Below are 22,153 nucleotides of genomic sequence, written 5' to 3' on the forward strand. Positions count from 1 at the left end.
TACTTGATGAATATCGTCGCGAGTATTCTTTTCCTTGTCTGTTTGGCGGCAGGTACCGCTTGGCAGCTCAGCGAGCGCAAACGCAGGACGGCTGAGAGGGAGCTTCAGCGGACAATGCAGCTGTTCGACGTTAGCTTGGAAGTAAATTCGACGATTCAGAAGCAGGATTTGCTGATCAAAATTATGGAAACCTCCTCGCGGATCATGAACGCGGAAGCGTCTTCCGTTATCTTGGTCGATAAGGAGAAGGGAGAGCTGTTTTTTGACCTTGCGCTTGGGGAGAAGGGCGATGAAGTCCGTGAAATTCGCCTCAAAATCGGCGAAGGCATCGCAGGCTGGGTCGCGCAGACCGGCCAATCGGTCAAAATCGACGATGCGGCGCAGGACGAACGCTGGTCGTCCAAGGTCGCCAAGCGAGTCGATTACCCGACGCGCAGCATGCTTTGCGTGCCGCTCGTGAGCAAAGGGAACATTATCGGCGTCCTGCAGGTGCTGAACAAGCGGGATGACGCGCATTTTACAGACCGTGACCTGCATCTGCTGGAGTCTATTGCCTCTCCGATTGCCGCCTCTTTGGAAAACGCCATGCTCTACGATGCGCTGGAGAAAACGACGGCCGCCAAAGAGCGGATGGAAAGCGAGCTGCGCATTGCGACGGACATTCAAATGGGCTTTCTGCCACGCCAAGGCCTGAGCCTACGCAGCGCTTCTGCGGGAGAAGCATGCACAGATGCCGATGGGCGCGCTGCAGCCATTGCGGAGACGCGGGCGTATATTCGTCCGGCACGGGAGGTAGGCGGGGATTTTTATGATTATTTTCGCCTCGGGGACGAGAAGCTTTTCTTCGTTTTAGGGGATGTTTCGGATAAAGGCATTCCTGCGGCGCTCTTCATGGCGGTCACGATGACCTTGCTCAAAGGTAAAATGTCGCCCGGGATGTCGCCCGGAGAGCTGCTCACCGCCGTTAATCAAGAGCTGTATAAAGACGATTCGACGATGTTTGCGACGATTTTTTGCGGTGTGCTCGATGTGGGCACAGGGAAGCTGCTGTACAGCGATGGCGGCCATTGTCCGCCTTACGTGGTACGGGAGAGCGGGGAAGTGGAACAGCTGAAAGGGAAGAAGGGACTTCCGCTTGGCGTCATGGATGACATGTTGTACGGGGATAACGAAGCAACGCTTGGCTTGGGCGATCGTGTGGTTTTGTTTACGGACGGCATTACGGAAGCTGAGGATCGGCGGCAGGAGCAGTACGGATTCCAGCGTCTTCACGAGCTGTTGAAGAAGGAGCTGTCCAGTCAGCAATCGATGCTGCTTGATCATATGGTAGAGGATGTAGACCGATTCGCAGACGGAGCTACCCAATCTGACGATATTGCCGTGCTTATTGTCGATCGAAAACCATTCAAAATGTAGCCTCAAAAATACACAGGTATGATATAGTGAAAGAAGATGACATCGTGCGCTCAGACACGGAAAATGAGGGGGCGCAAGCCGTCCGTATGGCGGCATTTTTCTCCGAACTACCATTCTAGGAGGGTTCATATGCCAATGCACCAATCGCGTATTAACAGGCAGCCAGATACTTCCCTGCAACACAACCATCGCACGAAAAGCAGCTCCCACGGACAGTCTGCGGGGGCAGATCTCATGAATATACAGCGGACGATTGGCAACAAAGCGGTAGGCAGCATGCTATCCGTACAGACGAAGCTGACGGTAGGACCTGTTGGAGATGCCTATGAACAAGAGGCTGATCAAGTTGGCAAAGAAGTGGCGGACAAGATCGCTGCCTCGGAAAATAGCGGGTCTTCCTCCTCTGATGTTCAGCGTTCGGAGAGCGAAGGTTCCGGCGTGGAAGATGAAGAGCTGCAGATGAAGCCGTCAACAGAGTCGATTCAGCGAAGCGAAGGCGGAGAGTCAGAGGATGAAGAGCTGCAGATGAAGCCGTCAGCGGAGTCGATTCAGCGAAGCGAGGGTGGAGAGTCAGAGGACGAAGAGCTGCAGATGAAGCCGACGGCGGAGACGGTTCAGCGAAGTGAAGGCGGAGAGTCGGAGGATGAAGAGCTGCAGATGAAGCCGTCAGCGGAGTCGATTCAGCGAAGCGAGGGCGGAGAGTCAGAGGACGAAGAGCTGCAGATGAAGCCGACCGACGGCGGAGCGTTTGAAGCGGGGGCGGCGATTGAATCGCAGATTAAATCCAAGCAAGGCAGCGGCTCCAAAATGGACGCCCAGATCCAAGCCAAGATGGAGTCGGCCTTTAATACGGATTTCAGCAATGTAAACATCCATCATGATTCGGGGGCGTCGAAGCTTACGGCTTCCTTAGGAGCGGAAGCTTTTGCGACGGGGAATGATATATTTTTCCGTGAAGGCCGGTATAACCCGGATTCGCGTCAAGGACAAGAGCTGCTTGGACACGAGTTAACTCACGTTATTCAACAAAGGGGCGGCAAGTAAGCTCTCGCGTACGAGCAGCAGGAATCACGCATTCGCCTGTTGCTTTTTCGTTTGCAGGACTATTTTGCATAAAGGAGTCACGTCTGATGGCACAAGGTAACCAGCACCAATCGAAATCAGCGGGCCATTCTCAACAGAAGGCTGCGCAATCACAAGCTTCACAGACAAACGGCATGGCATCGCCTCAGGTGTCTCCTCTTGCGAGGGACTTCTTTATGCAGATGCAGCGAACTGCAGGTAATCGCGCAACCCAAGCTTACGCGAATCAAATGATTCAAAGGAATCCGCAGCAGGCAGCGCCAGTGGCGGTAGCGTCGCCGACAACAGCGGCCCCAACGCAGGCAGCGCCGACGCAAGCGGCTCCGGTGCAGGCAGCGCCAGTGGCCGTAGCGACGCCGACGACAGCGGCCCCAACGCAGGCAGCGCCGACGCAAGCGGCTCCGGTGCAGGCAGCGCCAGTGGCCGTAGCGGCGCCGCCGACAGCGGCCCCAACGCAGGCAGCGCCGACGCAGGCGGCCCCGGTGCAGGCAGCGCCAGTGGCCGTAGCGACGCCGACGACAGAGGCCCCAACGCAGGCAGCGCCGACGCAAGCAGCCCCGGTGCAGGCAGCGCCGCCGCAAGCGGCTCCGGTGCAGGCAGCGCCAGTGGCCGTAGCGGCGCCGACGCCGGCTCCAGTGCAGGCAGCGCCGACGCAAGCGGCCCCGGTGCAAGCAGCGCCAGTGACCGTGGCGACACCGGCAGCGGCCCCAGCGCAGGCAGCGCCAGTGGCCGTAGCGGCGCCGACGACAGCGGCCCCAACGCAGGCAGCGCCGACGCAAGCGGCCCCGGTGCAGGCAGCGCCAGTGGCCGTAGCGACACCGGCGCCGGCCCCAACGCAGGCAGCGCCGACGCAAGCGGCTCCGGTGCAGGCAGCGCCAGTGGCCGTAGCGGCGCCGACAACAGCGGCCCCAACACAGGCAGCGCCGACGCAAGCCGCCCCGGTGCAAGCAGCGCCAGTACCTGTAGCGGCGCCGGCTCCGGCTCCAGCGTCTGACTCGCTCAAAGAGGGTGCAGATACTGGAGCAGGCATCATCACCGCGTTTAGTGAAAGCTTCGGCAATAAATCAGACGATTTCAAAGATGCCTACGACACAACCCAAGACGAGAGTCTGGCGCAGCAATCGGCATCGCATGGCGCGGTTGCCTCTGCAGCGGATTTGATCGGCGGTCCTTTTCAAATTTTGAGCGCGATTAGAGAAACTCTTTCCATCTCTGAAGACAGCGACCGTACCGGCCATAATAAACGCTGGAACTACGCAGCCACCGGCTCATCCATGATCGAATCCACCGGCAAAATGGTCAGCGGCTCCGCCGGCTTGGTCGATAAAGCTGCCAAATCCACCGGCAATACCGATGGTGTCGGCGCTTCCTCGTCGGTAAGCGATTATACCGGTACGGTAGGGGAAGCGATTTCTGCTGTAAAAAGCACCATTATGGCCGTTAAATCCATCTACGATATGTATAGCAAGCATTCGGAGAATGGCGGACTGGATAAGGGCGAAGCTTCCAAAGGTGTCATCGATGTGATAAGCAATACCATTCAGGCTGCCCAATCCGGGCTCAAAGTCGCTAAAGGCATTATGGAAATTATGGACACAAGCACAGCAAGTTTGACTAGCGTTATTCCAGGGGTTAGTATCGCGGTAAGCGGTGTGAAAATTGCCATCAAAACGGTCGACGTCATCAAAGCAGGCCTAAACCGCTCGGCAATGACCACCTTGAAACGTGACTTCAAGGGCAAGAATGCGGGCAAATCCTTTGTAACGGCCAAGAGATGGTTCCGGAATGCCGGCGTAGATAAAGAGAAACTGAAGATCCATAAACAGGCTCTAGAAGCCAGAAAAGCGCAAGGCGACGCACAGGCAGAGACAGAACTCGAAGAAATTGCCCAGTATGAGCTCGCCAAGGAAATGAAAAATATTAACGTGAAACGCACGAACCGCGGAGGTCTGCAAATCGGTATTGAGTTAACGAAAATTGCTGGGGACATCGCTACGCTGACAGGTGTCGGTGCGCAAGTCGGTACGCCGCTCAAAATCGTTGCCTCCGGCGTCGGCGCTGCGATGCCTGTCGTCCGGTCTTTGAAACAAGCTGGACGAGACCGGGCTGCCCAAGCCGGGGCTTGGGGAATTACGAAGGCGATTTTCAATGCGGATAAATCAACCGAGAAGAAACAGGAACAACGTGCAAAAGATGCGGACCTGATTATTCATATGATTAGGACCCTTCCTGTGTTAACAGCGGCAGCCGCCACGGCTCCTGCACCGGCAACCGTAGCGTCAGCGACGCAGGCCCCGGTCCCTGCACCGGCAACCGTAGCGGCACCAACGTCAGCAGCTCCGACCCCGGCTCCGGCACCAACGGCAACGGCAACGGCAACGGCAACGGCAACGGCAACGGCGACGGCGCCAGCGCCAACAACAGCGGCACCGGCCACGCCAACCGCAACCGCTGCACCAGCGTCCGCAACGCCAGATCCAGCCGTTCTTGCGCGGTACACGCAGGTAAGAAGCTATGTCGAAGCAGCGGGTGTAAGTTTGCCTGCTCTTGAGAAGTTTAAAGATGATCCGGTTAAACTAAGATCCAAATTAGTTGAAGCCATGGGACAAAGAGAATAGAAGGGTGGAAACACATGCTGCCAGACCTCGTACACGCGCGCCATTTGGCGCAGTTAGGGTTTTTGAAAGATATTTTGGATGAGACAGGCTTAGCCACGAATTTGTTGGAAAAATCGGAAGCGATTCCGCTTCACGTGCTGATGGCCGGTTTCCAAGAGGATAAAAAAGGGCGGGAACGCTTCCTGCACTTTAGCTTTTTGCCATTGAACGACGATGAGATCGCTTCTATTCAGCTGCTGCAAATCTACAGTACGCTTCCTTTTCACCTTGAAGAAGGCAAGCGCGATGAGGTTGCTGCTGTTTTACTCGAGATCAATACGCGACTGCCGATCGGCCATTTTGGCATCAATGAGCATAATGAGCTGCATTACCGCTATGTGTACAGCATTTCGGCTGCGCGTTCTTTTGACAGCGAAGAAGTGCTTGAGATTTTGAGCTTATTCGTTTATATGTGCGATATGTTTGCCGAGCATGTGGAGCTGGTGGCCAGCGGCGAAGCCAGTGCGGAGCAGGTTGTTCAGGCATTGAGAGGTTAAATGCAAACACAGAAAAGGGCTGTCCCAAAAGTAGATGAATCTACGAATGGGAAGCCCTTTTTCCGTCCTTACCACCTTGAAGGGAACTAGAGTCCGCTATTTGTGCGAAAAGCTCCCATTTCCATGTTTGCGCGGAACTACAGGGTCTTATTCCCCATCGGACCGCACATTTCAGCCAAAAATGGTAAAATAGCGGACCATAGTTCCCACTTGCTTGCCACAAGGCTGCCTTTTGGATAAATAGCGGCCTGCAGTTCCACTAAAGCGGCATCCGCTGCGTTATTTCGCTCTCTCCTGCAAAAGCTCGATGAGCTGCTTGCCGGGATCCCGCATTTGACCGCCAGCGCCGCCGGAAGGACGATTGCCTCCGTTTTTGCCGTCTGCGTTGCCTCCGCGGGCTGCGCCATTCTCTTTATTCCCGCCGCCTGTGCTATCGGAAGCAGCTCCATTCGGTGAAGCCGGGGCTGATCCGTCAGCCTGCGCGCCTTTTTGACCGCCAAAATCCCCACGCTTGCCATCGCCTGGATTTCCGCCGTTAGCACCAGGCCCGTTGCCTCCAGATCCGTTCCCCCGACCAGCCATCCGGGATGCCGAGTCATCGATGAACTTTTTCTGAGTGTCCGTTAGCTTTTCGAGCAACTTCGTCTTATTCTCGTCGCTGAGCACAGCCTTAGTCTCGATATCCTGCGCAACGGGCAGCATGGCTTGAGCCTGTTCCTTGGTAATCGCAAGTCCGTCGGCCTTGTCCATCATAAGGAGAGTTTGGAACGTACTGAACAGTTGTCTTTGCTCCTGACTCATGGCGGGACGATTCTGTCCCTGCTGCTTCGCATCCGCTGAACCTTGTGCGTTTTGCGTTTGAGGCTGTGACGTGCTTGCCGCTGCAGGCTGGGAGGAGCTTTGATTTCCGCAACCGCTAAGCAAAGCGGGAATAAGAATGCATAAGCCGGCTATTTGTTTCATTTTCATATGCGAATAATTCACTCCTATCCTTGATCTTCAACCCCATTGTACGGTGCAATTATGAAAAAAAAGAGAAGGGAAGCTGAAACGCAGATAAAAGTTAGCTTAAAAATGGCTGAGTGGAATGAGATTGAACTTTAAAAAAAGAAGCTGCACAGGCAGCTCCCGGGTTAAACTTGTTTCGCACGATTCACAGCCAGATTAGACACATCGCCTTTCAAAGCATATCTTCGGTTCAAAAGAAAGCCAAATAAAGACGCCAGCGACTGCTGAAACAGCATCCCCAGAACAACCGGAATGGCGACCGGAGGCGGGAAATAAGCCACAGCGAGCACGGCGCCGGCGCTAATATTCCGCATGCCGCTGTTAAAAGTAAGCGCCACTACAACATCCTGTTCCCACTTCATCAGCTTCGCGACGACCCACCCCAGGATGTAGCCTAGCGAAGCAAGGGCTAGTACAAATCCAGCCATCCCAAGCAGCTTGGGATTAATATCACGCAAGTAAGGCGCGATCACGGAGCTGTTGATAGCGACTACGATGCCCATGCATATTTTAGAAAAAGGGCCTAGGCGGCCGCTCCATTTCACTTTGATATTGCCCTTGGTCCATTGGTTCAGCAGCATGCCGAGCAGGGAAGGGACGACGATCATGAAGAGCAGCCCTTTCATCATGGCAAGGGAATCCATCTGAACCTTCGTTCCGACGAGCGCAGATAGCGTGTAAGGAACAACGAATGGCGAAAGAACGGTGTCCATGAGAATAATGGAAAGCGTGAGCACGATATTTCCGCGATAAATGGAGACCCAGACGACGCTGGTAATTCCTGTCGGAATGGCCGCAGCAAGAATGAGGCCCGTGATGGTTAACGGTTCATGGCTGTATACGGCGTGTCCGAGCCCAAGCGCAATGAGCGGCATGCCTGCATGCAAAATCAGCAGCGTGGCGATGAGCGGGAGAGGCTGAACGACAACCTTGACAAATTCTCTGAAGCTGGAGCTAATGCTGCCCGAAAAGGTCATAAAAGCGAATAGCCATGGCGATAAAAAGGTGAACCCGGATAAATGGCTGCCGAGCAAAACACCGATGAGTACGCTGGCCGGCGTGATGAGCGGCAAGATTTTTTCTAGTTGACGATTCAAGTGAGACAGCATCTTAGATGTTCATCCTTCCTGACAATATGTGCGTAAGGCCGAGGTAAGCGTTCCCCCTATTATAAGAGCAACAGGCTTGGGTGACTAGGATAAAACGGGATGGAAATTTTTTTATTTCCAACCGCTGGATACCGTGTTATGATAATGAACAAATGAATACGAATGTATCCCTAGGGGCGCCGAAAGGCTGAGACGGAGAAATCTGGACCCTTTGAACCTGAACTGGGTCATACCAGCGGAGGAAAGTGGAAACCGGACTTTGGCGCCTCATTTGTGCATGTTTATTATGCGGGCAACCTACAACCACTTTTCTTTGGAAAAGTGGTTTTTTTGCGTTGGCGCTGATCGTGCCATCACCTATCGATACAACAGATCAAGGTAAGGAGGCGGACTCCAAATGTCCCGGTACGAGCTGCATGTCATCTCGAATGGCAAGCTGGCGTGGAAAGATCTGGCGGCAGTTGCGGCCCGGATTCACCCCTACGTTACAGCCATACATATTCGGGAAAAAGCGAAGCCAATGGATGAAATTTTCATAGGCATACAGGATTTGGTGGATAAAGGGGTGCCTGCGCGAAGCCTTTACATAAACGGCTTTCCGTGGATGGCCGGCGCTGCCGGGCTAGGCGGTTTGCATCTCCCGGAAAGTTCTCCGCAGCTCCCCATGATACGGGAAAGCTCCCAAGGCTTGCATCGTACGGGAGTATCCGTACACAGCATGGAAGAAGCCGTAAAGCGGGAGGCAGAGGGGGCCGATTACGTCATGTACGGCCATATTTTTGCGACGAAATCGAAGTTGGGCGCTCCGCCCAGAGGCCTCGAACAACTGCGGAAGGTGGCGGGTCAAGTGGCGATCCCTGTGATCGCCATCGGCGGCATAGCACCCGAGAAGGTGAGGCCCGTACTGGAAGCCGGAGCCGCCGGCATTGCTGTCATGAGCGGCATTTGGGAGGCGGCGGACCCCGTGGAAACAGTAAAAGCTTATGTCCGTGAGCTGCAATCGGTGCAGCCGGAAGAAACAAGAGGTGAGAGCTATGAAGCATACGAGTGACGTTATCGTCGTTGGCGGCGGCGTGATAGGCGCCTCCATCGCCTTTTACTTGGCGAAGCAAGGCCAGTCCGTCACGCTGCTGGAACGCAGCAGACTGGGGACGGAGGCCTCGGCAGCCGCAGCCGGCATGCTCGGAGCGCAGTCCGAGATGGAGGACACGGGGCCGCTGTTCCAGTGGGCGCGGCAAAGCCGGGCGATGTTCCCCAAGCTGAGCGAGGAACTGAAGAGCCTCACGGGCGTCGACATCGGCCTCGTCCGCGAGGGCCTCTTGAACGTCGCGCTCAGCGACGTTCAAGAGCAGGAGCTGCGCGCCAGAGAGAAGCTCCAGCGCGCAGCGGGCGAAAGAGCGGAGTGGCTGAGCGCAGCCGCAGCCGCTTCGCTTGAACCCGCGCTGAGCACGGCGACGCGCGGAGCTTTGTACCTGCCGGAGGATGGGCAGGTGGAGGCGCCGAAGCTGGCGGCGGCGTTCGCGCAGGCAGCGCGGGTGCTGGGGGCGAAGCTGCAAGAATTCGCCCAAGTGCAGGGGCTGCTGACGGAGCGCGGGCGCGTCATCGGCGTGATGACGGCCGAGGGGCCGCTGTACGGCGGCAGCGTGGTCGTAGCAGCGGGGACGTGGAGCGGCCGGCTCCTGGCCGGAAGCGGGATCGACCTGCCGGTGTTTCCCGTGAAGGGAGAGTGCTTCTCGGTTCTTACCGAGAAGCGGGAGCTGCATAAGACCCTGTTCACGCCGGGGTGCTATATTGTCCCCAAAGCGGGGGGACGGCTGCTTGTCGGGGCGACGGTCGTGCCGAACAGCTATGACCGCAAGGTGTCGCTGGCCGGACTCGCGGAGCTGATGGCCAGGGCGAAGCAGTTGATGCCCGCGATCGGCGCAGCAGAGTGGGAAAAGGCTTGGTCAGGGCTGCGGCCCCAGACCCCTGACGGCCTGCCGTACATCGGCAAAGTTCCGGAGTATGAGGGATTATTTGCGGCCTGCGGGCATTACCGCAATGGCATTTTGCTAAGCCCAATCACGGGGAAAGCGATGGCTCGTCTTGTAGCAGGCGAGGGCATGGGCGCCTTGCAGCTTGATCTGCAAGCTTTTAGCCCCGATCTGTCGGGAGCGTCCGAGCGGGCGGAAGGCCACCCCCAACGATTAAAAGGAGAGGAGCTGCACAGCATTGAAGCTGCACATTAACGGCCAAAGCGTCGAGGTTCCGGATACGGTCCGAACGATTGAAGAGCTGCTTGCCCATTTTGAGCTGCAGGAGAAAATGCTCGTCGTTGAGCATAATCAAAACATTTTACAAAAAGAAGACCACGTGAAAGCGGAGCTGTCCGAAGGACATACAATTGAAATCGTTCATTTTGTCGGAGGGGGATAAAAACCATGTTAAAAATCGGTCCATATGAGTTTCGTTCCAGATTATTGTTAGGCACAGGCAAATTCCCGGATTTTCATATTCAAAAGCAGGCTGTTGATGTGAGCGAATCGCAGATTTTGACGTTCGCGGTGCGGCGGATGAACATTTTCGAGGCGAGCCAGCCGAATTTCTTGTCCATGCTGGACGTATCGAACTTCACGCTGCTGCCGAATACGGCAGGGGCCAAAACGGCGGAAGAAGCGGTGCGCATTGCCAAATTGGCGAAGGCGTCCGGTCTCTGCGACATGATTAAGGTGGAAGTTATCGGCGATGAGATGACCTTGCTGCCGGACCCGGTGGAAACGTTGAAAGCATCGGAAATGCTGCTGGAAGAGGGCTTCATCGTACTGCCGTATACGTCGGACGATGTGCTTCTAGCCAAGCGCCTGCAAGCGCTCGGAGTGCATGCCATTATGCCGGGAGCATCTCCGATAGGAACAGGGCAAGGCATTATTAATCCGCTCAATCTGAGCTTCATTATCGAGCAGGCGACGGTGCCGGTCATCGTCGATGCCGGCATTGGCGCTCCTTCGGACGCTGCGCTGGCGATGGAGATGGGGGCGGACGGCGTGCTGCTGAACACGGCGGTTTCGGGCGCCAAGGATCCGGTCAAAATGGCCCTTGCCATGAAGCTCGCCATTGAGGCGGGGCGCGCAGGCTTCGAGGCAGGCCGGATTCCGAAGAAGCGCTACGCTTCGGCGAGCTCCCCGATGGAAGGCTTTAGCCGGGCTTAGGATGCGGCGATCTAAGTTTGCTTACGGACGTGAGAGGCGCTATTTCGAATATTCGGCTGCATGATGAGAGGAGTTAAGGACCGGGGAGTCGTTATCTGCGGATAACGCGGCTGGTTAAATCATTTTGAGCCAAGTAGCGTCATTGAAGTCCGTTAGAACATATTTCTACCCGAATTGCCGGCAATAGCGACAGCTCAGTCCGTTAGGCTGGATGATACGTGATCTAACTATTCGAAAGGAGGAGCGAGATGTCAATTTACAAAGCGCTGACGATTGCAGGCTCGGACAGCGGAGGGGGAGCGGGGATTCAGGCCGATCTCAAGACGTTCCAAGAGCTGGGCGTTTACGGGATGTCGGTGATTACCGCAGTGACCGCACAGAATACGCTTGGCGTTCAAGGGGTGTACCCGATGAGCGCGCAAGCCGTGGAGCAGCAGCTCGCCTCCATTGGGGCGGATTTGCGCCCGGATGCGCTCAAAACGGGAATGCTGTTCTCCTCCGAAATTATCCAAATCGTAGCGGCAGCCATACGAAGCTACAAATGGGAGCGGATCGTCGTCGACCCCGTCATGATCGCCAAAGGCGGCGCATCCCTGCTTCAGCAAGAAGCGATCGACGCCATGCGCGAGCATCTGCTGCCGCTGGCCGACGTGGTTACGCCGAACATCCCCGAAGCGGAAGCGCTTAGCGGGATCGTCATTACGGATCGCGGGTCTCGTCAGCAAGCTGCGAGACGAATCCTTGAGTACGGCTGTCGGCATGTGATGATCAAAGGCGGTCATGATGCGGATACGGAGTACGCAACCGATATGCTGTATGACGGGAAAACGTTCACGGAATTCTCTTCCCGCCGCTTGCATACACCGCATACGCATGGTACGGGCTGCACGTTTGCTGCCGCTGCTGCTTCCGGTCTTGCGCAAGGTCTACAAGCCAGTGAGGCATTACGTCTGGCCAAAAATTTCATTCATGCGGCAATAGCCGAGCCGCTGTTCATAGGCAGCGGCCATGGCCCCACGAATCATTGGGCTTACCAACGGGGAGCCAGAGCGGGCGCTGCGTCATCAGACATCATCATCGTGAACAACGATGCTTATGCCGGAGGGACGAGATGAATAGCGAAGAACTGCGCAAAGCGTTGCGCTTGTATTTGGTGATGGGCAGCCCGAACTGCGGAGGGGCTGACCCTTACGCGGTGCTGGAGGCGGCGATTGCCGGCGGCATCACGATGTTTCAGCTCCGCGAGAAAGGCGCCGGCGCCCTGCAGGGGCGGGCGCTGCTCGAGCTGGGCGCGCGGCTGCGCCGCTTGTGCGCGCAGCACGCGATCCCTTTCATCGTCAACGACGATGAAAGGCTTGCTCTAGAGCTGGAGGCCGATGGCATTCACATCGGCCAAGAGGACGCGCCGGCCGCCGCCGTGCGGCAGCGGCTGAAGCATATGATCGTGGGCGTCTCGGCCCACGATCTCGCAGAGGCGCAGTCGGCGCTGGCCGAAGGCGCCGACTACTTGGGCGTAGGCCCCCAATACGCCACGCGCACGAAGCTTGATGCGCGTGAGGTCAGGGGGCCCGCCATGATCGCCCGGATGCGCGAAGGCGGCATTCGGCTGCCTTTGGTCGGCATCGGGGGCATCGATGCCTCGAATGCCCTGCCCGTCATCCGCGCGGGGGCGGATGGCGTTGCGGTTGTGAGCGCGATCGCCGGCGCGCGCGCCCCGCATGAGGCAGCGGCCGAGCTGGTCCGCATGTTAAACATGCCGCACGACACCCATTCATGAGGAGGGAAATCAGATGACAAGCAATAACGGCAGTCCAGTGAAAGACGTTCAAGTTTCTACGTTTCCAGGGAGCAAAAAGGTGTACGTACAAGGGTCCAGACCGGATATCAGGGTGCCTGTGAGGGAAATATCGCTCGGGACCTCCACGAATATTCATGGTGACGAAGTTGCGAATGAACCTGTTCATGTATATGATACGAGCGGGATTTATACCGATACGGAGCTGCAGACGAATATCCGCCAAGGTCTGCCGGCCAATCGTTTGGCATGGATTGAGGAGCGCGGAGACGTTGAGGCTTATAACGGACGCGAAGTAAAGCCGGAGGATAACGGACTCTCCTCGTCGGATGCGAGAGGGGCAGCGGAAGTATTTCCAGGTCTGAACCGGAGACCGCTGCGAGCCCAAAAAGGCTGCAACGTCACGCAAATGCACTACGCCCGCAAAGGCATCGTGACACCCGAGATGGAATATATTGCGATTCGCGAAAATCTGGATGCGGAATTTGTGCGCAGCGAAGTCGCGCTGGGCCGGGCGATTATTCCTTCTAATATTAATCATCCGGAAAGCGAGCCAATGATCATCGGACGCAACTTCCTGGTGAAAATCAATGCCAACATCGGCAATTCCGCCGTTGCTTCTTCCATTGAGGAAGAGGTGGAAAAAATGACGTGGGCCACGCGTTGGGGCGCAGATACGATCATGGATTTATCGACGGGCAAAAACATACATACGACACGCGAGTGGATCATTCGCAACTCGCCGGTTCCGGTTGGCACGGTTCCTTTGTATCAGGCGCTTGAAAAAGTGAACGGCAAAGCCGAGGACCTCTCCTGGGAAGTGTACCGGGACACACTGATTGAGCAAGCGGAGCAAGGCGTCAGCTACTTCACCATTCATGCGGGTGTGCTTTTGCGCTACATTCCCATGACGGCTAAGCGCGTGACAGGCATCGTGTCTCGCGGCGGATCGATTATGGCGGCATGGTGCCTGGCGCATCACCAAGAGAACTTCCTATATACGCATTTTGAAGAGATATGCGAAATTATGAAAACCTACGACGTCGCCTTCTCTCTCGGCGACGGACTGCGCCCCGGCTCGATCGCCGATGCGAACGACGAAGCGCAATTCGCCGAATTGGAGACGCTTGGCGAACTGACCAAAATCGCTTGGAAACACGATGTCCAAGTGATGATCGAAGGGCCGGGTCATGTGCCGATGCACATGATCAAGGAAAACATGGACCGTCAGCTGGAAGTGTGCGACGAAGCGCCGTTTTACACGCTGGGACCGCTGACGACGGACATTGCGCCGGGCTACGACCATATCACGTCCGCCATCGGGGCGGCGATGATCGGTTGGTTCGGCACGGCGATGCTGTGCTACGTGACGCCGAAGGAGCATCTCGGCCTCCCGAACAAGGAGGACGTCCGCGTCGGGGTCGTCACGTACAAGATCGCTGCGCATGCCGCCGATCTCGCAAAAGGGCATCCGGGCGCGCAAATTCGCGACAACGCGCTGTCGAAGGCGCGCTTTGAGTTCCGCTGGCGCGACCAGTTCAATCTTTCGCTCGATCCGGAACGCGCGGTCGAGTATCATGACGAGACACTGCCGGCCGAAGGCGCGAAAACAGCGCACTTTTGCTCCATGTGCGGACCGAAGTTTTGCTCCATGCGGATCACGCAGGATATCCGGCAGTATGCGCATGCGCAGGGGCTCGATGAAGAGGCTGCGGTAAGCACCGGAATGGAAGCGAAGTCCCGGGAGTTCCGTGAGGCGGGGAGTCACATTTATAGTTAAAAATTACGGGACGTTTTCCACCTTTCTTGGTGACAGAAACGTCCCTTTTTGCTACCATAGAGAATAAAGCTTAACTTCGGTAATTCGTTAATGCGTTGAACTAAGTGAGTGAGGAGGAGAATCCATGAACATTGCCCAAACCGCAATTGACATGATTTCCTTTTCGCATTATGATACGGTTAAAAAGATTTGACCGTCGTTTAATTAATCTCGCGAGGGATTAAGAGTTGACCAAAAGATGCTTGTTTACACGGCAAAATTGGTACATTAGAGGGAGGTCGAGTCCAGATGAAGCTGCAACCGGTTTATATTATTGAAGAGTTGGAACAATTGAAAACGATAAGCGATCCTCTGCGCGCGAAGGTGCTGCTTTATCTTATCGAAAAAGCGTACACGGGCCAACAATTGGCCAAACTGTTAGGAATGGCGCGCGCGAAGGTACATTATCATTTGAATGAGCTGGAAAAGCATGGCTTGATTTCGGTCGTGCGAACAGAGCTCAAGAACGGTATCGTGCAAAAATTTTACCGTGCCGTCGCGCGTGGCTTTGTGCCTAGCGAAGCGCTTCTCCCCTATGTTTCCGAAGTAGAGAACTACTACCGTGAAACGACGCTCAATGTGCTTGCCCGCGCGAGGCTTCGGGCGATTGCCGCACCGGAGGAAGCTTTTCAAATTCCTTCTTCGGATCGTGCGCAATGGCATCGGATGTCCACTCAGCTGGAAGTGAAGATGAGCAAGGAGAAATTTGCGGAGTGGCTCTCGAAATTCCGTGCGTTGATCTTTGAACTGGATGGTCAGCAAGAGGAGAACGGGGAATGGTTTTATTTAACCACGGTCGGGTTTCAAATCAACGAACCGTCATTTGCGGTGGATGAAGAAGAGGAGCGATAAGGATGCTAGACCCAAGAATAACTAAATTGGCGGATGTGCTTGTGAATTACTCGGTGAAAGCGCAGCCTGGAGAAAATATTTTGATCGAAGCTTATGGCATCGATAACGCTCTTGTTAAGGAACTTGTGAAAAAAGTTCACGCAGCAGGCGCGCATCCTTTCGTCAACCTGCGCGATCATGCGGTGATCCGTCAGCTCGTGATGGAAGGAACGGAAGCTCAGATGCAAACATGGGCGGACGTTGACGCTTTCCAAATGAAAAAAATGCAAGGCTACATAGGTGTGCGCGGCGGAGCTAACATCTACGAGCTGTCGGACATTCCGGCGGACCGGATGAAGCTCTATAATTCGATTTATTATCAACAAGTGCATTTTGATGTTCGTATCAAGGATACTAGATGGGTCGTTCTGCGGTACCCGACATCTTCCATGGCACAGCTGGCCAGCATGAGCACAGACGCTTTCGAAGAGTTTTACTTCAACGTTTGTACGATGGATTACGGCAAAATGTCCAAAGCGATGGATGCTTTGAAAGAATTGATGGATCGCACGGACAAAGTTCGTTTGGTCGGTCCTGGAACGGATTTGACGTTCTCGATCAAAGGCATCGGCGGCGTGAAATGCGACGGCGAGCTTAACATTCCGGATGGCGAGGTTTACTCCGCACCGGTTCGCGATTCGGTGAACGGCGTTATTTCCTTCAACACACCTACGCCTCACGACGGCTTTATTTTTGAAAATATCGTGCTCGAGTTTGAAAACGGGAAAATCATTAAAGCGACGGCTAACGATACGGATCGCATCAATGAGATTTTCGATATGGACGAAGGCGCCCGCTATGTGGGGGAATTCGCTATCGGCGTGAATCCATACATTCAGCATCCGATGAAAGATACGCTGTTCGATGAGAAGATCGACGGCAGCTTCCACTTCACGCCAGGCAACTGCTACGACGATGCCTATAACGGCAACAAGTCCTCGCTGCATTGGGATATCGTGAACATCCAACGTCCGGAATACGGCGGCGGCGAAATTTGGTTTGACGATGTGCTGATTCGGAAGGACGGTATTTTCGTTCTGCCTGAGCTGCTGCAATTGAACCCTGAGAATTTGAAATAATCGGTGAGTAGAGCTCCTCTAGATCCTGCATGATTGCAGGCGATGGGGGGCTTTTTTTTGCTGGTTAACTTAGCCCGCGAGCAGGTCAGCTGCTTTAAGCCCGTTTATCAGCGTTAAGGCAGCTGTGTCGCGCGAATTGTCCGTGTGCCCGGCGGTCAAACCCGCCGCTGCTGCGCCTGGTATTGGCGAGGGGGGAGGCCGACCGCTTTTTTGAAGGTGCGGATGAAGTTGGAGTAGTCGTTGAAGCCGGCCTGCTGGCACGTATCCGTGACGGTAGAACCATCGCGAAGGAGCTGCTTCGCTTTGTTAATGCGCTTAAATAAAATATGCTCGTGAATGGTGCTGCCCGTATGTTTTTTGAATAATCGGCAAAGATAGGAGCGATTCATGAAAACTACATGCTCCAACACTTCAAGCGACAAATCCTGATCCAGATTTTCGTCAATATACGTAAAGAGGGAGGACAGTTTATCAGGGATCATGACCTGTTCTTCCTGTTTGTCCTGCTTAAGGAATATCCGGTTAATAAAAACCAGCAGCTCGGTAAAAGCGGCCATGAACAAAATATCGGATCCAGGCAGCGCCTGAGGCCGCGTATACAGCTCCATGCGCTCGTATATTTTCATAATATCGTCAATTTGCTGCGGATTCAGCCGCATCCGGTTTTGTTCGCCGAACTTGCGGTTATTGAAACAGTGCAGCAAGTCAAACTGCGAAGAATTGAAATTGTCCAGCAGCGCCGGATTAAAGTGGATCACGCAGTTTTCATAGCGCTGTTTTTTGGATTGAAAATTTGGCCGGTGAAGCTCGTTGCTGTGCATGATCAACAGATCGCCATACTGCAAATGATAGACTTGTTTTTCAATGAAATAGTGTACGTCACCGGTGAGGAAAAAATAGATCTCATATTGATCCTGATGCTGATGAAAATCCATCGGACGCGGCTCATTCGTCACGGTATGCCGAAAATTGATCATATGATGAAGATTTTGGTATAGATCCTGCATGCGAGGTTCTCCTCTATTAAACTGGAGTCAATATTAGCAAACTTTTGCCCAATTAATGCAATGAATACGTTTTTATTATACTGCAAAATAAAGAAGAGATAAATAAACAAGCTATTTGGCTTTACGATAATGATCGATACTCGAAGGAGGATTCAATATGAAATTGTCTATTTTTACTGTTGCAACACCGGACTTGACACCTGAGGAATTGGCCAAAGCGGCGGCTGCAGCCGGCATTGAAGGAATTGAATGGCGTTTTAAAGACACGCCGGCTGACGCGGTAAACGAGAAGCCGTCTTTCTGGAGAAACAACCTTTGCTCCATTGATCCGAGCGCGTCTGATGAAGAATTGGAGCGTTTCCGTCTGGTAGCCGTTAACAACAACTTAGTGAACTTAAGTGTTACTCCTTATCTAAACAACTGCAATGTTGAAGAGACAGAACATGTTTTTAAAGCGGCCAAAAAAGTTGGAGCTTCCTTCATCCGCATCGGCGTACCGAACTATGACAAAAGCGTAAACTATAACGATTTGTTTGCAAAAGCTACGGACTATTTGCACCATGTGCAAGAGTTTTCCCAGCAGTACGGTATCAAAGCTTTGGCTGAAATTCACCATAATACGATTGCACCGAGCGCGGGGCTGGTTCATCGCCTAGTGTCTCCATTCAATCCAGACCATATCGGCGTGCTGCATGATGCCGGCAACATGGTTCACGAAGGCTTCGAGAACTACCGCATGGGTCTTGAACTGTTAGGGCCTTACCTTGCTCACGTGCACGTGAAAAATGCGCAATGGGTACCGACAGGCGAAACGCAAGACGGCATTAAGCTTTGGAAAAGCGAGTGGTCACCGATCGACGAAGGTATCGTGAACTGGAAGCATCTGCTTGCAGATTTGAAAGCGGTCGGTTACGACGGCTATCTCGGCATCGAAGATTTCAGCGGTCAATACGGTTCTCAAGAGATGCTGAACAATTTTGCTTCCAAAGTAAAAGAATGGTTGGCGTAAGTTATCAGAATGAAGTCTCAGTCGCTTTGGCGGGTGGGGCTTTTTTGGCGTATTGAGGCAAATGGGCAATAAGCCATATTGACAGCTTGGGAACAAACGTGTGACAATTAGAGAAGGTATAACACAACAATCTAAAAAGTGAGTGATCGCGATGAGGCATCGGCTGGAGCATGATACCGGACAATCGCATAGAACCCTCTTTTTTAAAAAGGGACCGTATGGAAGAGAACATCTTCCGTACGGTCCCTTTCTTTTGTTAAAGCGAGAAAGGAGTCTGAATAGACATGGCAATGGTGTATAAAGAAAAGCAACAACAGGATGGCGGTGGAGATATGACGCCGGTGAAATTAGATGGCGAGCAATTAACGCCCGCTTTGGTAGCGGCGGTTGCCTGCGATGGTATGCAGGTGGTGCTGGAGGATGAAGCTGTGAAGCGCGTGGTGAAATGCCGCGCCATGGTGGAGGAACTGGTCGCGACAGGCCAAGTCGTTTATGGCGTCACGACAGGTTTCGGGAAATTCAGCGATGTGCATATTTCCCCGCAGGACGCTGTACAGCTGCAGCTCAATCTGATTCGCAGCCATGCCTGCGCGGTGGGCAAACCGCTGCCGGAGACAACGGTGCGGGCGCTGATGCTTTTGCGAGCGAATGCGCTGGCCAAGGGGTACTCCGGCATCCGGCTGGAAACGCTGCAGCTGCTGATCGACTGCATCAATCGCGGCGTACATCCGGTTGTGCCGGAGCAGGGCTCGCTTGGCGCTAGCGGAGACTTGGCGCCGCTGTCTCATTTGGCGCTCGTGCTGATGGGCGAGGGCGAGGCCTTCTACCAAGGGCAGCGCCTGCCGGGCGCAATAGCGCTTGTCCAAGCAGGGCTGAAGCCGATTACGCTTCAAGCCAAAGAAGGGCTGGCCTTAATCAACGGCACGCAGATTATGACCTCGATCGGTACGCTGACGTTCGTCAAAGCGGAGCGTCTTGCACGGATCGCCGACGTCATCGCGGCGATGACTGTGGAGTGCTTGCGCGGCATCCCGGAAGCTTATGCCGATGAGGTGCAGCGCGTGCGCCCTTATCCGGAGCAGATCGGGGTAGCGGGCAACCTGCGCACGCTGCTGCAGGGCAGCAAGCTAACCACGCGTCAGGGCGAGCTCCGCGTGCAGGATGCTTATTCCCTGCGCTGCTTGCCGCAGGTTCATGGTGCGACGCGCCAAGTTCTTGGTTATGCGGCGGATAAGATTGCCATAGAGATTAATTCAGCGACAGATAATCCGCTGTTATTCGTGGATAAGGGGCTTGTGATTTCCGGCGGTAATTTCCATGGGCAGCCGATGGCTTTTGCGATGGATTTTCTGAAAATCGGTATGAGCGAACTCGCGAATATATCCGAGCGCCGCACGGAGCGGCTGGTGAATCCGGCGTTATCCGGCGGGCTTCCTGCCTTCCTGAGCCATAATCCTGGCGTTGGCTCCGGCATGATGATTACGCAGTACGTCAGCGCATCGCTGGTATCGGAGAATAAAGTGCTTTCCCACCCGTCGAGCGTAGATTCCATTCCGTCTTCGGCGAATCAGGAGGACCATGTGTCGATGGGGACTACGGCAGCCCGTCATGCGGCTCAGGTGATCGATAATGTGGCAAAAGTTCTGGCCATCGAGCTCATCTGTGCGGCCGAAGCTGCCGAGTTCGTTGGAGCCGAAGGTCTTGCGCCGGCGACCCGCGTGCTGTATGACAAATTGCGGGCTGTCGTTCCGCCCGTTGTCCAGGATCGCTCCACATCGCGCGAGATTGAGGACGTAGCTTCCGCTCTGCTGGAAGGCCAGTGGCTGCAGGCGGTTGAGGATGTTGCCGGTTCGTTGTTTTAGTTATTATTGACCGATGGCCAACTTCAAATCGAAGGAGATGCTGATATGACGAATGCTAACCACGTGAAAAGAGAAATCCGCGCCCCTCGCGGTACCGCAATATCCTGCAAAGGTTGGGTGCAGGAAGCGGCGATGCGCATGCTGATGAACAACCTTGATCCCGAGGTCGCAGAGCGTCCGGAGGATCTGGTCGTTTACGGGGGCATCGGCAAGGCGGCGCGAAGCTGGCCTGCGTTTGACGCTATTGTGCGCGAGCTCCAGCGCTTGGACAACGACGAGACGCTGCTCATCCAATCCGGCAAGCCGGTCGGCGTTTTCAAAACGCACGAGCGCGCGCCGCGTGTGCTGCTTTCAAACTCGGTACTCGTGCCGAAGTGGGCGAATTGGGAGCATTTCCGCGAGCTGGAGGCGAAGGGGTTGATGATGTACGGCCAAATGACGGCGGGCAGCTGGATTTACATCGGGACGCAGGGCATTCTGCAGGGGACCTACGAGACGTTCTCAGAAGCGGCCAGACAGCATGCAGGCGGCACGCTCAAAGGCACGTTGACGCTAACCGCAGGTCTGGGCGGCATGGGCGGCGCACAGCCGCTTGCGGTCACGATGAATGAAGGCGTGGTCATCGCCGTTGAGGTCGACAGGACGCGCATCGAGCGCCGCATTCAAACCCGTTATTGCGATGTGCTCGCGGAAACGTTGGATGAAGCGCTGCTGCTAGCCGAGCAAGCGATGGAAGCTGGGAAGCCGCTCGCCATCGGACTTCTGGGGAACGCGGCGGAGGTGTACCCGGAATTTGTGCGGCGCGGCATAAAGCCGGATTTTGTCACGGATCAGACTTCGGCGCATGATCCGCTTATCGGTTATATCCCGACCGGCATGACGCTGGAGGAAGCTGCCGAGCTGCGGGAGCGCAACCCTGATGCGTACGTGCAGCTTTCCAAAAGCAGCATGGCTGCGCATGTGCAAGCGATGCTCGACCTGCAGCAGATGGGATCCGTCGTTTTCGACTACGGCAACAACATTCGTCAGGTTGCATTCGATCAAGGGGTCTCCAACGCCTTTGACTTCCCGGGCTTCGTTCCTGCTTATATTCGCCCGCTGTTTTGCGAAGGCAAAGGGCCGTTCCGCTGGGCCGCGCTTTCGGGCGATTCCGAAGATATTCGCAAAACCGACGAGCTCGTGCTGCGCCTCTTCCCGGATAATGCCCATTTGCACCGTTGGATCAAAATGGCGGGCGAGCGCGTCGCCTTCCAAGGGCTGCCGGCGCGCATTTGCTGGCTCGGCTATGGCGAGCGCGAGAAATTCGGCCTTGCGCTCAACGAGATGGTCCGCAGCGGCGAATTGAAAGCGCCGATCGTTATCGGCCGCGATCATCTCGATTGCGGTTCCGTAGCGTCGCCGAACCGGGAGACGGAAGCGATGAAGGACGGCTCGGATGCCGTTGGCGATTGGGCGATTTTGAACGCTTTGATCAACACGTCGGCAGGCGCTTCTTGGGTTTCCGTCCATCACGGCGGCGGTGTAGGCATGGGCTATTCGCTGCATGCAGGCATGGTCGTGGTAGCAGACGGTACGGAGGCAGCAGCTGAAAGATTGCGCAGTGTGCTGACCTCGGATCCGGGCATGGGCGTTATCCGCCATGTGGATGCGGGCTACGACGAAGCCGTTGAAACGGCGGAGAAACACGGCATCCGCATCCCGATGCGCGACCAGGAATAGGGGAGGAGGAGCGA

The 22,153-nt window shown here is 55.1% G+C and carries 19 protein-coding genes and 1 riboswitch; of the genes, 16 read left to right on the forward strand and 3 right to left on the reverse strand.

The features are described 5' to 3' along the window. Positions 1-6: 6 nt before the first annotated feature. From AC3WRW_RS07050 to AC3WRW_RS07065, 4 genes are all read left to right on the forward strand, one after another. Positions 7-1,416: a PP2C family protein-serine/threonine phosphatase gene (locus AC3WRW_RS07050; protein WP_492545632.1), complete on the forward strand. Its 1,410-nt coding sequence runs from the start codon at positions 7-9 to the stop codon at positions 1,414-1,416. A 129-nt stretch (positions 1,417-1,545) separates the two neighbouring features. After that, positions 1,546-2,460, forward strand: a complete 915-nt coding sequence (locus tag AC3WRW_RS07055) for an eCIS core domain-containing protein (protein ID WP_492545633.1) — start codon at positions 1,546-1,548, stop codon at positions 2,458-2,460. An 86-nt stretch (positions 2,461-2,546) separates the two neighbouring features. Then, complete coding sequence (locus AC3WRW_RS07060; protein ID WP_492545634.1) at positions 2,547-5,117, forward strand: hypothetical protein; 2,571 nt, start codon at positions 2,547-2,549, stop codon at positions 5,115-5,117. Positions 5,118-5,131: 14 nt separating this feature from the next. After that, on the forward strand, positions 5,132-5,653 hold the full coding sequence (locus tag AC3WRW_RS07065; protein WP_492545635.1) for a YbjN domain-containing protein: 522 nt from the start codon (positions 5,132-5,134) through the stop codon (positions 5,651-5,653). Positions 5,654-5,932: 279 nt separating this feature from the next. Here the strand turns inward: AC3WRW_RS07065 and AC3WRW_RS07070 are convergent, their stop codons facing one another. Together AC3WRW_RS07070 and AC3WRW_RS07075 are read right to left on the reverse strand one after the other, a co-directional pair. Further along, positions 5,933-6,622 (reverse strand): hypothetical protein, encoded by a 690-nt coding sequence (locus tag AC3WRW_RS07070; protein WP_492545636.1) that lies wholly within the window; start codon positions 6,620-6,622, stop codon positions 5,933-5,935. A gap of 164 nt (positions 6,623-6,786) precedes the next feature. Next, on the reverse strand, positions 6,787-7,770 hold the full coding sequence (locus tag AC3WRW_RS07075; protein WP_492545637.1) for a bile acid:sodium symporter family protein: 984 nt from the start codon (positions 7,768-7,770) through the stop codon (positions 6,787-6,789). A gap of 162 nt (positions 7,771-7,932) precedes the next feature. After that, positions 7,933-8,031: riboswitch (TPP riboswitch) on the forward strand. Positions 8,032-8,167: 136 nt separating this feature from the next. Here AC3WRW_RS07075 and AC3WRW_RS07080 point away from each other — a divergent pair. The 9 genes from AC3WRW_RS07080 to AC3WRW_RS07120 all read left to right on the forward strand — a co-directional run bounded on the left by AC3WRW_RS07080 (position 8,168) and on the right by AC3WRW_RS07120 (position 16,542). Next, positions 8,168-8,821 carry a thiamine phosphate synthase gene (locus AC3WRW_RS07080; protein WP_492545638.1) on the forward strand — a complete coding sequence of 218 codons (654 nt, stop codon included), beginning with the start codon at positions 8,168-8,170 and terminating at the stop codon, positions 8,819-8,821. Continuing rightward, on the forward strand, positions 8,805-9,998 hold the full coding sequence (gene thiO, locus AC3WRW_RS07085; RefSeq protein WP_492545639.1) for a glycine oxidase ThiO: 1,194 nt from the start codon (positions 8,805-8,807) through the stop codon (positions 9,996-9,998). Before AC3WRW_RS07080 ends, thiO begins: the two co-directional genes overlap by 17 nt. Then, entirely contained in the window at positions 9,982-10,185 is a 204-nt protein-coding gene (thiS, locus tag AC3WRW_RS07090) for a sulfur carrier protein ThiS (RefSeq protein ID WP_492545640.1), read from the forward strand. The genes thiO and thiS overlap by 17 nt, the downstream gene beginning before the upstream one ends. 5 nt (positions 10,186-10,190) lie before the next feature. Continuing rightward, a complete protein-coding gene (locus AC3WRW_RS07095; protein WP_492545641.1) occupies positions 10,191-10,958 on the forward strand; it encodes a thiazole synthase in 768 nt (255 codons plus the stop codon). A 248-nt stretch (positions 10,959-11,206) separates the two neighbouring features. Further along, positions 11,207-12,073 carry a bifunctional hydroxymethylpyrimidine kinase/phosphomethylpyrimidine kinase gene (thiD, locus tag AC3WRW_RS07100; protein ID WP_492545642.1) on the forward strand — a complete coding sequence of 289 codons (867 nt, stop codon included), beginning with the start codon at positions 11,207-11,209 and terminating at the stop codon, positions 12,071-12,073. Beyond that, positions 12,070-12,735: a thiamine phosphate synthase gene (thiE, locus tag AC3WRW_RS07105; RefSeq protein ID WP_492545643.1), complete on the forward strand. Its 666-nt coding sequence runs from the start codon at positions 12,070-12,072 to the stop codon at positions 12,733-12,735. Before thiD ends, thiE begins: the two co-directional genes overlap by 4 nt. A 13-nt stretch (positions 12,736-12,748) precedes the next feature. After that, positions 12,749-14,533 (forward strand): phosphomethylpyrimidine synthase ThiC, encoded by a 1,785-nt coding sequence (gene thiC, locus AC3WRW_RS07110; protein WP_492545644.1) that lies wholly within the window; start codon positions 12,749-12,751, stop codon positions 14,531-14,533. 288 nt (positions 14,534-14,821) lie between these two features. After that, on the forward strand, positions 14,822-15,424 hold the full coding sequence (locus tag AC3WRW_RS07115; RefSeq protein WP_492545645.1) for an ArsR/SmtB family transcription factor: 603 nt from the start codon (positions 14,822-14,824) through the stop codon (positions 15,422-15,424). A gap of 2 nt (positions 15,425-15,426) precedes the next feature. Continuing rightward, complete coding sequence (locus AC3WRW_RS07120; protein ID WP_492545646.1) at positions 15,427-16,542, forward strand: aminopeptidase; 1,116 nt, start codon at positions 15,427-15,429, stop codon at positions 16,540-16,542. A gap of 155 nt (positions 16,543-16,697) precedes the next feature. On the opposite strand, the gene AC3WRW_RS07125 is transcribed toward AC3WRW_RS07120, so the two are convergent. Beyond that, positions 16,698-17,549: an AraC family transcriptional regulator gene (locus AC3WRW_RS07125; protein WP_492545647.1), complete on the reverse strand. Its 852-nt coding sequence runs from the start codon at positions 17,547-17,549 to the stop codon at positions 16,698-16,700. A 157-nt stretch (positions 17,550-17,706) separates the two neighbouring features. On the opposite strand from AC3WRW_RS07125, the gene AC3WRW_RS07130 reads away from it, so the two are divergent. The 3 genes from AC3WRW_RS07130 (at position 17,707) to hutU (ending at position 22,139) form a co-directional block, all read left to right on the forward strand. Next, positions 17,707-18,558, forward strand: coding sequence for a sugar phosphate isomerase/epimerase family protein (locus tag AC3WRW_RS07130; protein ID WP_492545648.1), 852 nt, complete (start codon positions 17,707-17,709; stop codon positions 18,556-18,558). A gap of 290 nt (positions 18,559-18,848) precedes the next feature. Continuing rightward, a complete protein-coding gene (gene hutH, locus AC3WRW_RS07135; RefSeq protein ID WP_492545731.1) occupies positions 18,849-20,420 on the forward strand; it encodes a histidine ammonia-lyase in 1,572 nt (523 codons plus the stop codon). A gap of 45 nt (positions 20,421-20,465) precedes the next feature. Then, entirely contained in the window at positions 20,466-22,139 is a 1,674-nt protein-coding gene (gene hutU / locus AC3WRW_RS07140) for a urocanate hydratase (RefSeq protein WP_492545649.1), read from the forward strand. Positions 22,140-22,153 lie beyond the last annotated feature (14 nt).

The organism is Paenibacillus sp. FW126-R14 (assembly GCF_058789495.1).

Bases quoted from the DNA above. Each gene is read 5' to 3' on its own strand.
- AC3WRW_RS07120 (WP_492545646.1), top strand. From the start codon at position 15,427: ATGCTAGACCCAAGAATAACTAAATTGGCGGATGTGCTTGTGAATTAC.
- thiC (WP_492545644.1), top strand. From the start codon at position 12,749: ATGACAAGCAATAACGGCAGTCCAGTGAAAGACGTTCAAGTTTCTACG.
- AC3WRW_RS07115 (WP_492545645.1), top strand. From the start codon at position 14,822: ATGAAGCTGCAACCGGTTTATATTATTGAAGAGTTGGAACAATTGAAA.
- AC3WRW_RS07080 (WP_492545638.1), top strand. From the start codon at position 8,168: ATGTCCCGGTACGAGCTGCATGTCATCTCGAATGGCAAGCTGGCGTGG.
- thiE (WP_492545643.1), top strand. From the start codon at position 12,070: ATGAATAGCGAAGAACTGCGCAAAGCGTTGCGCTTGTATTTGGTGATG.
- AC3WRW_RS07130 (WP_492545648.1), top strand. From the start codon at position 17,707: ATGAAATTGTCTATTTTTACTGTTGCAACACCGGACTTGACACCTGAG.
- AC3WRW_RS07050 (WP_492545632.1), top strand. From the start codon at position 7: ATGAATATCGTCGCGAGTATTCTTTTCCTTGTCTGTTTGGCGGCAGGT.
- hutU (WP_492545649.1), top strand. From the start codon at position 20,466: ATGACGAATGCTAACCACGTGAAAAGAGAAATCCGCGCCCCTCGCGGT.
- AC3WRW_RS07065 (WP_492545635.1), top strand. From the start codon at position 5,132: ATGCTGCCAGACCTCGTACACGCGCGCCATTTGGCGCAGTTAGGGTTT.
- thiD (WP_492545642.1), top strand. From the start codon at position 11,207: ATGTCAATTTACAAAGCGCTGACGATTGCAGGCTCGGACAGCGGAGGG.
- AC3WRW_RS07060 (WP_492545634.1), top strand. From the start codon at position 2,547: ATGGCACAAGGTAACCAGCACCAATCGAAATCAGCGGGCCATTCTCAA.
- thiO (WP_492545639.1), top strand. From the start codon at position 8,805: ATGAAGCATACGAGTGACGTTATCGTCGTTGGCGGCGGCGTGATAGGC.
- AC3WRW_RS07095 (WP_492545641.1), top strand. From the start codon at position 10,191: ATGTTAAAAATCGGTCCATATGAGTTTCGTTCCAGATTATTGTTAGGC.
- AC3WRW_RS07075 (WP_492545637.1), bottom strand. From the start codon at position 7,770: ATGCTGTCTCACTTGAATCGTCAACTAGAAAAAATCTTGCCGCTCATC.
- AC3WRW_RS07055 (WP_492545633.1), top strand. From the start codon at position 1,546: ATGCCAATGCACCAATCGCGTATTAACAGGCAGCCAGATACTTCCCTG.
- AC3WRW_RS07070 (WP_492545636.1), bottom strand. From the start codon at position 6,622: ATGAAAATGAAACAAATAGCCGGCTTATGCATTCTTATTCCCGCTTTG.
- hutH (WP_492545731.1), top strand. From the start codon at position 18,849: ATGGTGTATAAAGAAAAGCAACAACAGGATGGCGGTGGAGATATGACG.
- AC3WRW_RS07125 (WP_492545647.1), bottom strand. From the start codon at position 17,549: ATGCAGGATCTATACCAAAATCTTCATCATATGATCAATTTTCGGCAT.